This is a genomic window from Spirosoma sp. KNUC1025 (genome assembly GCF_045160025.1).
Classification (GTDB): Bacteria; Bacteroidota; Bacteroidia; order Cytophagales; family Spirosomataceae; genus Spirosoma.
The window spans coordinates 819,610-832,274 of the sequence record NZ_CP087139.1 but is presented as its reverse complement, the minus strand read 5'-3'; the positions used below and the strand labels follow the sequence as shown (position 1 = coordinate 832,274).

The following is a 12,665-nucleotide window of genomic DNA, read 5'->3' as shown; positions in this document are numbered from 1 at the left end:
TATTAGGATACCGTAACCCATCTACTAAGAACCAAAGTATTACCGAATTATGTCAACTGAAAATCAATATACAGTACCCACCATGGCCGATATGGCTGCTTCGGGTGACGAACCCGAAATTCTTTTCTGGGTGGGTTGCGCAGGTTCTTTTGATGATCGCTATAAGCGGGTTACAATTGCCTTCGTACGAATTTTAAACTACGTTGGAATCAAGTTTGCTGTGCTTGGACCAGAAGAAGCCTGTACAGGCGACCCGGCACGGCGTGCCGGAAACGAATTTCTGTTTCAAATGCAGGCCATGTCGAATATTCAGGTATTAAACGGCTATAATGTCAGGAAAATCGTGACAGCCTGTCCACATTGTTTTAATACGCTCAAAAACGAGTACCCCGAACTCGGTGGAAACTATGAAGTCATTCACCATTCACAGTTTTTGCAGGGCCTGATCAACGAAGGACGAATTCGGGTTAAAGATGGTCAGCCGTTTAAAGGTCGGCGGATAACCTTTCATGACTCCTGTTACCTTGGCCGGGCCAATAAAATATACGAAGCTCCACGCGACGTATTAGCAGCACTTGATGCTGACCTGGTGGAAATGAAACGCGTACGTGCCAACGGGCTGTGTTGCGGTGCGGGTGGGGGCCAATACTTTAAAGAACCTGAACCCGGCAAAAAAGACGTTAACGTCGAACGGGTGGAGGAAGCACTTGGCACGGGTGCCGATACCATTGCTGTCGCCTGCCCTTTCTGTATGACCATGATGTCCGATGGTGTAAAGAATAAGAATAGGGAGGATTCCGTCAGGGTTTACGACATTTCGGAACTCATTGCGCAGGGCCAAGGGTTGTAGTTTCAGTATAGAATGAACAACGCAGGGTAGTAATGTTTTGTAAACTACTGATACGTTCATAACTCAATATCCTTCATTAATGCTATGTACGTTGACTTTGACACATTACCCGAAAGCGCCCGTGTATGGGTGTATCAGGCGAATCGACCGCTTACCGATGGTGAAGTAAAATCTATAGATGAAGCGCTGAAATCATCTTTAAGTCAGTGGGAGGCCCATGGTCAGCCGCTGCTGGCGTCGGCGCAGGTGATTAAGAATCGCTTTGTCGTGGTTGGAGTGGATGAAGGCTATACATTGCCAAGTGGCTGCTCGATAGATGCCTCTGTTCGCACATTGCAGAATATTGGCCGTCAGATTGGGAGTGGCAACGAGCCTGTTGATTTTTTTGATCGATCAGCAGCCATTCAATTAGCAGACGGATCAGTCCAAACAATTGTTTTGCCAGCACTTAAGAATGCTGTTTCGGATGGCACCATTACGCCTGATACTCTTGTCGTTAATACCTTAGTCAATACAAAAGCTGCGTTCAGCAAAAATTGGCTTATTCGGGCAGCTGATTCCTGGCTAAAGCGTTATTTTAAAAAGATGACGGTCTTACCCGGATAAAATAATACTGAGAGATACGTACTATTAAGGCCGCCCATTTACTAACTACACGTAGTAAATGGGCGGCCTTAACATTGACAGAAATAGAAACGTTCCTGCCAAATCGTCATATTACCTTGGTTTTGCCTCTTTTTTAGAACAAAGGAGTGATTTTTGCAGTCAGTTCTAGTAAAACTCAACGAATAGAATATGTCTAATTAATGAATTCGTTGAGAATTGCCGATAGTAAACGGCGATTAACTGTTACTTTTATGGCGACTATTCCCGAAGTTATGTCAGATACGCCAACTCGCGACGACGACCAATTGCTACCAGAGGGCGATTCTATCGACCAGCCCTCGGCTGATACGCCTACTCGTGGCTATACCGATGAGCAGAAGTATCAGATTTTTAACAAAGAGTTTATGCCTCATATAGACTCAATGTACAATTTTGCTTTCCGTTTAACAATGGACGAGGACGACGCCAACGATCTCGTTCAGGATACGTATTTAAAGGCATTCCGGTTCATTTCATCATTTGAACAAGGAACTAACGCAAAAGCATGGCTGTTTCGGATACTGAAGAACAGCTTCATTAACGATTATCGGAAGAAAAGTAAGGAGCCAGCTAAGGTAGATTATCAGGATGTTGAAACTACCTACAACTCCGAAGATGCTGAGTCAGAACATACGGTTGACCTTCGGGCTGAGTCTGTTTCTGATTTAATCGGTGATGAAGTTGCAAATGCGCTGAATGCGTTACCAGTTGATTTTCGGACCGTAATTATTCTTTGTGATATCGAAGGATTCACTTACGAAGAGATGGCCAAAATTTTAGATATTCCGATTGGAACCGTTCGCTCCCGTTTGCACCGTGCCCGCAACCTGTTAAAAGAAAAGTTACGTGATTATGCATCTTCGATGGGTTACAAAGAAGAAAATGAAGAATAAAACGAACTTTTTCTTACACTAAATTGGTTCTGCTTATAACTTAATGGTATTATTATTCTTGGAATAAATTAGACTTTTCCAATGCAAACGTCGTTGCCGTCCTCCTCTTCATCTGAAGCTAAACCCGAAATGAAACATAATTGTGATCATCGGGCCGACTGTTTAAAGATGATTCAGCTGATTCTGGATGGAGAAGCCACCGAACAACAGCTCGCCAAACTGCAAGCCAATCTCGAATCCTGCAAACCTTGTATTGAGATGTATCATCTCGAAAAGGAAGTAAAGGAGTTACTAACCAAACGCATGGAGAAAAGATGTTGCCCTGAGCAGTTGGTGGCAACGATTAAATCCCGTATACTGAGCTTTAGCTAATCATCCTATCATAATTGGGGTAATCAGGGAATGCTTTCAATAGCAACTCTGATTACCCCAATTATTTTTATTTTACCCTAATTCTTTATCCACCGTGGACGGTAAACTTATTATTTTTTCTGCCCCTTCTGGCTCCGGCAAAACTACCATTGTGAAGCATCTTCTGGCCGAGAACAATAATCTCGGCTTTTCCATTTCGGCTTGTACCCGCGACCGTCGGGGGCGAATGGAAGAAAATGGTAAGGATTATTATTTCTTAACGCCCGAAGAATTCAAACAGAAAATTGATAATAATGAATTTGTGGAGTGGGAAGAGGTGTATACCGGTGCTTTCTACGGTACGTTAAAGTCAGAAATTGAACGGCTTTGGGCGAGCGGAAAACACGTACTGTTCGATGTGGACGTGCAGGGCGGATTGAAGTTAAAAGACTATTACGGGGATAAAGCACTGGCCGTATTTGTGAAAGTACCCGATGAAGAAACCCTTCGCCAGCGTTTGATTGGACGTGGTTCTGAAACAGAGGAAAGTTTATCCAGACGATTATTTAAGGTTCACTTTGAAATGAGTTTTCAGAACCGTTTCGATGCTGTTTTGATGAACGATGACCTGGAAACATCCCTACAGAAAGCTCAAAAATTGGTCGATGATTTTGTAAAGGAAAACAAAGTACCTGCGAAAGCTGCAGTAATCTAATTTTTTAGCGACTAGTGAAAATCGGTCTGTTCTTCGGTTCGTTCAATCCTATCCACATTGGTCATCTGATCATTGCCAATACAATGGCCACAACGACCGACTTAGAACAGGTGTGGTTTGTTGTATCGCCCCAGAATCCGTTTAAGAAGACAAAGAGCCTGTTACACGAATTTGACCGGCTCGATATGGTGGAGCGAGCTATTGCTGACAACAGTCGGCTGAAGGCCACGAATATTGAATTTTCGATGCCGAAGCCCAGCTACACCATCGATACGCTGGTCAGGCTCAGTGAGAAATATCCGCAGCACACGTTCCGGTTAATCATGGGCGAAGACAACCTTGAGCAGTTCGCCAACTGGAAGAACTACGATAAAATTCTGGAATACTACGGATTGTATATCTATGAACGACCACGTGCTGTCGAAAGCCCATTCAAAACGCATACGAATGTGCGCATCGTCAAAGCCCCTCTACTGGATATTTCAGCAACATTCATCCGCGAAAGTGTCCGGGCCAATCGATCAATTCGTTACATGGTACCTGAGGTGGTCGAAGAAATGATCGAGCGGAAGAAATTTTACTTGTAACGTAAATGCTTCAGCTAAAACCGTTTTGGCTGGAGCATTTACGTTAGGGAAGCCCATTCTGAAATGTAATCTCTGTAGCTAGGCCAATGGCGCTGAACCGAATGGCGACGGAGGAGCTCGTTGATTTCGCTCCGGGCTGGTTGCATTGGGGACCCTTCTCCAGAAAGTAAATGTAGAATTTCTGATTGCGATCCGCAATCTGATTAATGTCGGGCCTGCCGAGCAATTCGCCTATCGTATTGGACGACTTACCCTTGAAATTCTGAACCTCAGCTTTGAAGTCGGGCACGAGTGTAGCCCGAACGCCGTTACAGCCTCCCCGGTCGCTACGCCACTTTTTTATATCAAGCCTACCGAACGTATCTGGTGCCGAACTGCAACTAAAAACACTCCCAAGTACTGCTAACAGAAGTAGCTGGTGCAGTATATATTTTACGTTACTCATTGTTCGTTATAAAGTACCTGCAACAGCGTTTGGCCAACCGCTTTAAGCGTACTCCGGTCAATATTGCTCATGTTGTCTTCTGCCGTATGCCAGGCAGGGAAGAAGCCACCCGTACCGGTATTTGTGTGAATGATATCGATCATCGGAATTTTAGCGATGGTATTTGGGGCCAGGTGATCATCTGTTATTTGGGCGCCCGGTGTGTCAATAAAATACTGGCTGTATCCTGCCCGACTGGCGGTCTGCCAAACATTGTTGACAACCGTAGGCGCAAATTCTATCGAAAACCCTTCTTTCGCGAAAGTGGCTCCTTTTGCTCCAACCATATCGAGCAGAATACCGTAATAAGCTGAATAACCAGGTTTATGCAGGTTTTTAGACCAATAGCGCGAACCCAGACAAAAGCCAATGTAATCGTATTGATTCTGCGTTTCTTTTTCGAAATCGTTACTGGCTTTCTCGCCATTACCCCAATCCTCAGCGTCGAAAAAGATAATATCGATACCAACCGTTGGCTTTTGTTGACTTTGCTGAATCGTGCGAGCCAACTCAAGCAAAACGCCTACGCCACTGGCTCCATCGTTAGCCGCCATTACGGGTTTCAGTTGATCAGCTTTATCCGGGTCATGGTCAGCGTGTGGGCGCGAATCCCAATGCGAAGCCAACAGGATACGTTTGGTTGCTTTTGTATTTATGCTGCCTATGATATTACGGGCATTCAGTTTTTTGCCATCCCAGGTAGTTGCAACAAATGTTTGCTCTGTCACTTCACAACCGTATTGTTTCAGTTTGGCTGCCAGATAATTTCCTGTTTGAACATGAGCAGGCGTGTTTGGTACCCGTGGCCCGAATTTCACCTGTTGATCAACGTAAGCGTACGCAGAATCGGCATTGAAGGCTGGCGCTGATACGGAAACTGGCTGCTCAGAAGTTTGTGTCGTGTCGGTCTTCGACTCTTTATTCCGGCAGGAACTGGTTATTGCCAGAAGGATGGCTATGGAATAGCTTAGAATGGATTTCGTCATTTTATGATCAATGATAGTCATTGCGAATCACTCGGCGGGAATTAGTGGTCAGTACGTACTTCGGTTAAGAATAACTATAAAGACTGCCGATAGCCGGGCATGATTGGTAATGACATTACTTACTCTTCATACGCCCAATCGATCTGGTGCTTCATATCTTTTATGGCCAGACCTTGTGCTTTGAAGTACGAACGTATCTGATCCACTTTGTCGTATTGGCGTTGTTCTTTATACTCCCGATATAGCGTTAGCAGACCTTCCAGAACAGGCTGATTGGCAGTCCCTTCCTCTTTAAGTCCGAGCACTTCCTGCATGAACGCTACAAAAGAGTCTTTGAGTAAATTAAACACCTCTTCGCCAAGTACGGATGCCTGAAGTTGTCGCAGATAAATCATGTTGACGTACTTCAACAACGTAAATAACTGCGCAATGCCAACGGCCGTATTCAGGTCGTCGTTCATAGCTTCGTAGAACTGCTGAACAGCTTGCCGAATATCCTGCTGCTTGGCTTCATCCGGGGTCGCGTCACCAGCCTGATACGTCATCATTTTGATGATACGTAATCCATTCGCCAGGCGCCGATAACCTTTCTGAGCAGCTTTGAGTGCGTCGTTTGAGAAGTCGAGTGTACTGCGGTAATGCGATTGCAGCATGAAAAACCGCACAGTCATCGGACTATAGGCCTGATCAAGCAGCGTGTGGCTACCGGCAAATAACTCGGCAGGTAAAAATGAGTTACCCAACGATTTCGACATTTTCTGTCCATTGACGGTTAGCATGTTCGAGTGCATCCAGTAACGAACCGGATCGTGGCCTGTCAGTCCATCCCCCTGCGCGATCTCGCATTCGTGGTGTGGAAACTTCAGGTCCATCCCTCCTCCGTGAATATCGAATTGCTTACCCAGATATTTGGTACTCATGCAGGTGCACTCCAGGTGCCAACCCGGAAAACCTTCGCCCCAGGGCGAGTTCCAACGCATTATATGTTCGGGCGCTGCCCGTTTCCAGATCGCAAAATCGAGGGGGTTACGCTTCTCCGACTGGCCATCCAACTCACGGGTTTCGTTGAGCAAATCATCTAGAATACGTCCCGAGAGCTTGCCATAATTACCGCCCCGCTGATTGTATGTTTCGATGTCAAAGTAGACAGAACCATTGGATTCGTAAGCCAGACCATTCGCCAGCAAAGCCTGTACCGCTTCAATCTGTTCAACCATATGGCCTGTTGCGGTTGGCTCAATACTTGGTGGATACGTATTGAACTGCGCCATTACCGTATGAAAATCGTTGGTAAAGCGCTGAACGATTTCCATAGGCTCAACCTTTTCCAGCTTAGCCATCCGCCCGATTTTATCTTCGCCATCATCGCCATCGCCCACCAGATGGCCCACATCCGTCAGGTTACGAACGTATCGCACTCTATAACCGATAAATGACAGGTATCGGTACAGCGTATCGAAGGTCAAAAAGGTACGGACATTGCCCAGGTGAACGTAGTTGTAAACCGTCGGTCCGCAGACGTACATGCCTACATACGGCGGATTGAGCGGTTCAAAAAGTTCTTTTTTGCGAGAGAGCGTATTGTATAAGTGGAGTGGTTGCATTGCTTTTATTGTTTCGACCGAGCCAGGAGCCGAAGAGTCTTATGTCGTCTGATGGTGTAATCTACCTCTTGCCTTTGTCGGAACAAGTAAAGAACAACAAGGCAAAAGCAACACCAAAAAAGGCTTACAAAGCTAAGCATTGTAAGCCGGAAAACGGTAGCCCGCCCGGTTTTAGCTATATTCGCGTTTTGTTTTTAAAACTGACCTGTTCAGATTCTGTAATGCAGATAGTTGAGGTAGGCACTAATGCCAACTATCAGAACGAATTTATCCAGTTTCCAGTGCGGCTGTATCGTATGGATACGTACTGGATTCGTCCTTTGGATACCGATGTGGAGGAAGTGTTTGACCCGGCACGTAACAAACGTTTCGAGCAGGGCGAATGCATTCGGTATTTGTTGCTCAATGATAAAAACGAGACGATTGGGCGCGTAGCTGCTTTTATTGACTATCAAATTGCTAATCTGGACAACGACCAGCCAACGGGCGGTATAGGTTTTTTTGAATGTATTGATAATCAGGAAGCCGCTTTCAAACTATTTGATGCGGGCAAAGCGTGGCTACAGAGCCGGGGCATGGAAGCAATGGATGGTCCCATCAACTTCGGCGACCGTGATCGCTGGTGGGGGCTGTTGGTTGATGGGTTCGATCGGGAGCCAAACTACTGTATGCCCTACACGAAGCCTTATTACGTTCCGTTCTTCGAAAACTACGGTTTTAAGGACTATTTCAAACAGTTTACGTTTGGTATCCCGACAACCTGGTCGAAACTGGTCGATATGTCGCAGGCAGTAAAAGATCGTGCCCAGCGTATCTACGAAAATCCTGACTATAGCTTTCGAACGATCAATAAAAAGAACCTGCCAGCTGCAGCTGAACAGTTCCGGCACATTTATAATGCTGCCTGGGGTGGACATAGCGGAGTGAAGGAAATGTCGGCGGAGCAGGCGCAACTGCTGATGAAAAAGCTAAAGCCGGTAATCGACGAAAAGATTATCTACTTTGCTTATTATCACGATGAGCCCGTCGCTTTTTTCGTTTGCTTGCCCGAACTTAACCAGGTGTTCAAGCACGTAAATGGCAAACTCGACCTAATCGGTAAGCTGAAATTCTTATGGCATATGTTGCTGAAAACCAATCACAAAGCCTTTGGCGTAGTGTTTGGCGTAGCGCCCGAGCATCAGGGAAAAGGAGTTGAAGCGGCCATTGCGTTACGTATGCCTCATGAAGCTGACCACAATCCGAACTTTCAGTATACGGAACTGGAAATGAACTGGGTCGGCGATTTTAACCCGATCATGGTTCGGTTTGTAAGCCAGCTAGGATCTAAAATCGTCAAGACGCATATTACGTACCGAAAATTATTCGACGAGACCAAACCATTCAAACGCTGTCCAGTAATTGGGCGGAAGCGATAAGCTGATTTCATGTTCAGGTATCCCTGAAGGTGAAAGGTTGAACAAATAAAACAAAGCAATAATGAGTCTATTAACCGTTGGTTCGGTAGCGTTCGACGCACTGGAAACCCCATTTGGCAAAACCGACAAGATTATCGGTGGTGCTGCTACGTATATCACCCTGTCAGCTTCGTATTTTACGAAAGAAAATAATCTGGTAGCGGTTGTCGGCGACGATTTCCCGCAATCCATGATTGACGATCTGACTCAGCACGGGATAAACACCGAGGGGCTACAGATTCGGAAAGGCGAAAAGACGTTTTTCTGGGCGGGTAAGTATCATAACGATATGAATACGCGCGATACATTGGTGACGGAGTTGAACGTAATGGAGAACTTCGATCCAATTGTTCCTGACTCGTACCAGGACTGCCAATACCTGATGTTGGGCAACACGGCCCCATCTATTCAGCAAACCGTAATTGAACGCTTACACAATCGTCCAAAACTGATTGTGCTGGATACAATGAATCTCTGGATTGACATTGCAAATGCTGACCTGCTGAGTTTGCTCAAACTGGTTGACGTACTGGTGTTGAATGATGAGGAAGCCCGGATGCTAACGCGGGAGTATTCGTTGGTACGCGCAGCCAACAAAATTCAGACAATGGGTCCGAAAACGGTAATTATTAAGAAAGGCGAACATGGTGCTTTACTGTTTAGTGAAGGCCGAACGTTTTTCGCGCCCGCACTCCCGCTCGAAGTGGTATTTGATCCCACCGGCGCAGGCGATACGTTTGCCGGCGGTTTTATAGGCTATCTTGCTAAAACCGATGATATTACGTTCGACAATATGAAACGGGCCATTATTTACGGCTCAGCCATGGCGTCGTTCTGCGTAGAGAAATTCGGGGCCGAACGGATTATGAACCTGACTCAGGAAGAAATTCAGGCGCGCGTCAATGAATTTGTTACGTTGTCGGCATTCGGACTGGAATAAAAACTCATTTAGTAGTTCTATAAAAATGCAGTGAGCTGGTAAATATCAGCTGACTGCATTTTTTATGCTATTTATTCGAAAAACAACGGCGTGTTGGATAGCTAGTTCAAGTGGAAGAAAATCCGTACTGGTACGAATTAAAGACGAGCAAACTTACCTAAGAAATAGCTGGTAGACTATCCGATGATTTTCAGACGTTGATTGTCAGTAGGAAGTGGATGAGCCACAAATTAGCCTTATTTTCGGTGCGGTTTTATTCGCCTTCTTCGATAAGCTATGGCAGATTTTACGAACCAGATTGTTTTTATTACGGGTGCAGGTTCGGGTATTGGCCGAACAACGGCATTGGCTTTTGCAAGGGCAGGTGCCACGGTTGTCGTTGCCGAAATAAATGAAGCGGCTGGACAGGATACCGTTCGCCAAATTCAGCTGACAGGTAACAAATCGTTATTTATTGCCTGCGATGTTTCCAGCGCCGATCAGATTCATACTGCTATTCAAATGGTGGTTGATCGATATGGCCGATTGGATGTGGGGATCAATAATGCGGGTATCGGTGGAAAATATGCCCGATTAACCGAACAAACCCAATCTGATTTCGAGCAACTGATGGCCATTAACGTCGGTGGTGTATTCTACGGAATGCAGGCGCAGATTCGTCAGATGCTAACCCAGAAAGAGGGCGGTAAGATTGTAAACGTATCAAGTATTGCCGGTGTACGGGGTATGCCTATGGGCGCACCGTATAGCGCGTCAAAACACGCGGTGCTGGGCTTAACCAAAACAGCTGCGCTGGAATACGTTCGGCGGCATATTCGCATCAATGCCGTTTGTCCGGTTTATACACACTCCGCTATGGTCGACGAATTGTTTCGCGAGGTTCCGGATATGGAAGAGAAAATGCGACGGCGGATTCCAATTGGCCGCTTAGGTGAGCCGGAAGAAATTGCTCAGGCTATCCTGTGGCTCTGCTCCGAGGAAAACACTTTTGTTACGGGGCAGGCCATTCAACTGGATGGTGGCATGACAGCAGGATAGCAAAACTTTCAGGAAGCTCGTAGCCATTCCTCTTCTTTGAGCCGCATTTGGGCTTGCTCGTCATCGGTTTTGTCGCCATAACCGCATAAATGCAATAGACCATGGGCCAAAACCCGGCGCATCTCCTGCTCCGCCGGAACTCCTAGTTGCGACGCGTTGTCGGCTACGCGTTCGATACTGATAAAAATATCGCCTTCGATTTTACCCTCTTCTTCGCTCTGGTCGAACGTAATAATGTCGGTATAATAGTCGTGCTCCAGATAATCCCGATTGACTTGTAAGACGTATTCGTCGGAGCAAAAAATATAGTTTAACTCACCTACAGCGTAACCTTCCTGCTCAGCCTGTTGCTTCAGCCATTGGCGGGTTGCCTGTTTCTGAGGGAGTTTATAGGAAATGTCTTCGTTAAAAAATCGAATCATAGCAATGTGGTTACGTCTGTCCATACGTAGCGATAGCAATCCGAAAAGCTTCCGTCTGGGTTAGCCAGTGATACCGTCTCAGCATTAACTCCGCCTAATTTGTTATAGAATTTTTGAGCGTTCGTATTCTGTGCCAATACCCACAAATAAAAACCTGATTTGGGATTTTTCTGATAGGACCAGCGCGCTGCCAATTGAATCAGGATACGTCCAATACCTTGCCCTTTCAGCTCTTTGCGAACATGCAAATTGTCGAGAAGCGTTCCCCATACAGGGCTATCCTCCGCATAAGCACAGGCAAAACCACAGAGGACGGCATCCGTTTCGGCAATTATAACATATTGATTTATGGGTGGTTGCTGGAATCGATTTCGCCAGATTTCCAGCCGGTTTTGATGAACTGGTCCATCCAGAAACGTATCGCTCCATATACCTCTGTAGTTTTGCTGCCAGCTAAGACTATGTAGCTGGGCAATCGGATCGGCATCTTCTGAAATGGCCTCACGATACGTAATCATGTCGTAGACAGAATTAATTTGGCAAATCTAAACGCCAGGATTTGTGTTACAAAGTCATCACCCAATTACCGACTGGTCTATGAAAGCGATTTCACTAACTGCAACTCACCAACCTGTTCAGCTCATCGATGCGCCTGTGCCAACGGCTGACCCCGGCCAAGTGCTTATTAAATTACAGGCTGCCGCACTGAACCATCGCGATGTGTTTATTCAACAAGGTTTATATCCTAAAATCAAGCTTCCGGCAATTCTAGGTTCCGATGGGGCAGGTATTGTGGAGCAGGTAGGCGAGGGCGTCGATCCAGTATGGCGGGGTCAGTCGGTGATCATTAATCCGGCAATGGGGTGGGGGAATAACCCAAGATTTGACGGCCCCGATTTTCGCATTCTGGGTATGCCCGAAAATGGTACGTTTGCGGAGTACGTAGCGGTCGGCGTTAACTACGTTTATCACATGCCCAATCATCTTACTATTGAGCAGAGTGCCGCGCTGCCACTAACCGGACTAACTGCCTGGCGAACGCTCATGACGCGAGCAGGTCTCCATGCCGATAGTGACAAAGTAGCTGAAAAGGTACTGATTACCGGCATTGGTGGTGGAGCGGCTTTGTTTGCCTTGCAGTTTGCCGTAGCGGCTGGGGCCGAAGTGTGGGTAACCTCCGGTTCTGACGAAAAGCTGGAAAAAGCAAAAGCGCTCGGTGCAGTCGGAGGAGTCAATTATCGGGAGCCCGATTGGCATAAAGCACTGATGACGCAAACAGGTGGAGGGCGGACCGGCTACTTCGACGTTATTATTGACAGCGCGGGCGGTCCTGGTTTTGCTAAATTGATAGACGTAGCTGCGCCGGGCGGGCGGATTGCTTTCTACGGCGGCACAACGGGTACTATTACCGACGTAGTACCGGCAAAAGTTTTCTTTAAACAGCTCTCAATTTTTGGTTCAACGATGGGGAATGAACGGGAGTTTGCCGCTATGATTTCTTTCATTACCGATAAACAAATTGTACCCATAATCGACGAAGTTTTACCACTAGATGAAGCTCAGAAGGCCATGGAAAAAATGGATTCTGGAAAACAGTTTGGTAAAATTATTCTTCGAATAAGCTAATAACTGGTTTTGTAGTTGATCGTTTTATGAGGATTTGGTCTGTTTTTTCAGTTGCAACGTAAAGTAA

At 46.2% G+C, this 12,665-nt stretch carries 15 protein-coding genes; 10 read left to right on the top strand and 5 right to left on the bottom strand.

Annotated features, from left to right (window positions below; all coding sequences use genetic code 11):
- The first annotated feature begins 49 nt into the window (after nucleotides 1-49).
- The 6 genes from LN737_RS03630 (at nucleotide 50) to nadD (ending at nucleotide 4,041) form a co-directional block, all read left to right on the top strand.
- On the top strand, nucleotides 50-850 hold the full coding sequence (locus LN737_RS03630) for a (Fe-S)-binding protein (protein ID WP_405516310.1): 801 nt from the start codon (nucleotides 50-52) through the stop codon (nucleotides 848-850).
- An 84-nt stretch (nucleotides 851-934) separates the two neighbouring features.
- Nucleotides 935-1,456: a hypothetical protein gene (locus LN737_RS03625; protein WP_405516308.1), complete on the top strand. Its 522-nt coding sequence runs from the start codon at nucleotides 935-937 to the stop codon at nucleotides 1,454-1,456.
- A 251-nt stretch (nucleotides 1,457-1,707) separates the two neighbouring features.
- The gene (locus tag LN737_RS03620) at nucleotides 1,708-2,388 is read left to right on the top strand and encodes a sigma-70 family RNA polymerase sigma factor (protein ID WP_405516306.1); all 681 of its coding nucleotides are present in this window, start codon (nucleotides 1,708-1,710) and stop codon (nucleotides 2,386-2,388) included.
- Between the two features lie 129 nt (nucleotides 2,389-2,517).
- Nucleotides 2,518-2,760 (top strand): hypothetical protein, encoded by a 243-nt coding sequence (locus LN737_RS03615; RefSeq protein ID WP_405520295.1) that lies wholly within the window; start codon nucleotides 2,518-2,520, stop codon nucleotides 2,758-2,760.
- Between the two features lie 94 nt (nucleotides 2,761-2,854).
- The gene (gene gmk, locus LN737_RS03610) at nucleotides 2,855-3,454 is read left to right on the top strand and encodes a guanylate kinase (RefSeq protein WP_405516304.1); all 600 of its coding nucleotides are present in this window, start codon (nucleotides 2,855-2,857) and stop codon (nucleotides 3,452-3,454) included.
- A gap of 14 nt (nucleotides 3,455-3,468) precedes the next feature.
- Entirely contained in the window at nucleotides 3,469-4,041 is a 573-nt protein-coding gene (gene nadD, locus LN737_RS03605; RefSeq protein ID WP_405516302.1) for a nicotinate (nicotinamide) nucleotide adenylyltransferase, read from the top strand.
- A 43-nt stretch (nucleotides 4,042-4,084) separates the two neighbouring features.
- On the opposite strand, the gene LN737_RS03600 is transcribed toward nadD, so the two are convergent.
- The 3 genes from LN737_RS03600 to cysS all read right to left on the bottom strand — a co-directional run bounded on the left by LN737_RS03600 (nucleotide 4,085) and on the right by cysS (nucleotide 7,115).
- Nucleotides 4,085-4,486, bottom strand: coding sequence for a hypothetical protein (locus LN737_RS03600; protein ID WP_405516300.1), 402 nt, complete (start codon nucleotides 4,484-4,486; stop codon nucleotides 4,085-4,087).
- Nucleotides 4,483-5,511: a M28 family peptidase gene (locus tag LN737_RS03595; protein ID WP_405516298.1), complete on the bottom strand. Its 1,029-nt coding sequence runs from the start codon at nucleotides 5,509-5,511 to the stop codon at nucleotides 4,483-4,485. Before LN737_RS03595 ends, LN737_RS03600 begins: the two co-directional genes overlap by 4 nt.
- Nucleotides 5,512-5,630: 119 nt before the next feature.
- Nucleotides 5,631-7,115 carry a cysteine--tRNA ligase gene (gene cysS / locus LN737_RS03590; RefSeq protein WP_405516296.1) on the bottom strand — a complete coding sequence of 495 codons (1,485 nt, stop codon included), beginning with the start codon at nucleotides 7,113-7,115 and terminating at the stop codon, nucleotides 5,631-5,633.
- A 221-nt stretch (nucleotides 7,116-7,336) separates the two neighbouring features.
- On the opposite strand from cysS, the gene LN737_RS03585 reads away from it, so the two are divergent.
- From LN737_RS03585 to LN737_RS03575, 3 genes are all read left to right on the top strand, one after another.
- Nucleotides 7,337-8,533, top strand: a complete 1,197-nt coding sequence (locus tag LN737_RS03585) for a hypothetical protein (protein ID WP_405516294.1) — start codon at nucleotides 7,337-7,339, stop codon at nucleotides 8,531-8,533.
- A gap of 61 nt (nucleotides 8,534-8,594) precedes the next feature.
- Complete coding sequence (locus LN737_RS03580; protein ID WP_405516293.1) at nucleotides 8,595-9,512, top strand: PfkB family carbohydrate kinase; 918 nt, start codon at nucleotides 8,595-8,597, stop codon at nucleotides 9,510-9,512.
- Nucleotides 9,513-9,788: 276 nt separating this feature from the next.
- Nucleotides 9,789-10,550, top strand: a complete 762-nt coding sequence (locus LN737_RS03575; protein WP_405516292.1) for an SDR family NAD(P)-dependent oxidoreductase — start codon at nucleotides 9,789-9,791, stop codon at nucleotides 10,548-10,550.
- An 8-nt stretch (nucleotides 10,551-10,558) separates the two neighbouring features.
- Here the strand turns inward: LN737_RS03575 and ybeY are convergent, their stop codons facing one another.
- Together ybeY and LN737_RS03565 are read right to left on the bottom strand one after the other, a co-directional pair.
- Nucleotides 10,559-10,972 carry an rRNA maturation RNase YbeY gene (gene ybeY, locus LN737_RS03570; protein ID WP_405516290.1) on the bottom strand — a complete coding sequence of 138 codons (414 nt, stop codon included), beginning with the start codon at nucleotides 10,970-10,972 and terminating at the stop codon, nucleotides 10,559-10,561.
- On the bottom strand, nucleotides 10,969-11,490 hold the full coding sequence (locus LN737_RS03565; protein ID WP_405516288.1) for a GNAT family N-acetyltransferase: 522 nt from the start codon (nucleotides 11,488-11,490) through the stop codon (nucleotides 10,969-10,971). Before LN737_RS03565 ends, ybeY begins: the two co-directional genes overlap by 4 nt.
- Before the next feature lie 79 nt (nucleotides 11,491-11,569).
- Between LN737_RS03565 and LN737_RS03560 the strand changes: the two genes are divergently transcribed.
- Entirely contained in the window at nucleotides 11,570-12,598 is a 1,029-nt protein-coding gene (locus LN737_RS03560) for a zinc-binding dehydrogenase (RefSeq protein ID WP_405516286.1), read from the top strand.
- Nucleotides 12,599-12,665 lie beyond the last annotated feature (67 nt).

What these genes read in the sequence shown, in the direction of transcription:
- LN737_RS03630 (WP_405516310.1), top strand. Translation starts at nt 50, where the DNA reads ATGTCAACTGAAAATCAATATACAGTACCCACCATGGCCGATATGGCT.
- LN737_RS03625 (WP_405516308.1), top strand. Translation starts at nt 935, where the DNA reads ATGTACGTTGACTTTGACACATTACCCGAAAGCGCCCGTGTATGGGTG.
- LN737_RS03620 (WP_405516306.1), top strand. Translation starts at nt 1,708, where the DNA reads ATGGCGACTATTCCCGAAGTTATGTCAGATACGCCAACTCGCGACGAC.
- LN737_RS03615 (WP_405520295.1), top strand. Translation starts at nt 2,518, where the DNA reads ATGAAACATAATTGTGATCATCGGGCCGACTGTTTAAAGATGATTCAG.
- LN737_RS03600 (WP_405516300.1), bottom strand. Translation starts at nt 4,486, where the DNA reads ATGAGTAACGTAAAATATATACTGCACCAGCTACTTCTGTTAGCAGTA.
- LN737_RS03595 (WP_405516298.1), bottom strand. Translation starts at nt 5,511, where the DNA reads ATGACGAAATCCATTCTAAGCTATTCCATAGCCATCCTTCTGGCAATA.
- cysS (WP_405516296.1), bottom strand. Translation starts at nt 7,115, where the DNA reads ATGCAACCACTCCACTTATACAATACGCTCTCTCGCAAAAAAGAACTT.
- LN737_RS03585 (WP_405516294.1), top strand. Translation starts at nt 7,337, where the DNA reads ATGCAGATAGTTGAGGTAGGCACTAATGCCAACTATCAGAACGAATTT.
- LN737_RS03580 (WP_405516293.1), top strand. Translation starts at nt 8,595, where the DNA reads ATGAGTCTATTAACCGTTGGTTCGGTAGCGTTCGACGCACTGGAAACC.
- LN737_RS03575 (WP_405516292.1), top strand. Translation starts at nt 9,789, where the DNA reads ATGGCAGATTTTACGAACCAGATTGTTTTTATTACGGGTGCAGGTTCG.
- ybeY (WP_405516290.1), bottom strand. Translation starts at nt 10,972, where the DNA reads ATGATTCGATTTTTTAACGAAGACATTTCCTATAAACTCCCTCAGAAA.
- LN737_RS03565 (WP_405516288.1), bottom strand. Translation starts at nt 11,490, where the DNA reads ATGATTACGTATCGTGAGGCCATTTCAGAAGATGCCGATCCGATTGCC.
- LN737_RS03560 (WP_405516286.1), top strand. Translation starts at nt 11,570, where the DNA reads ATGAAAGCGATTTCACTAACTGCAACTCACCAACCTGTTCAGCTCATC.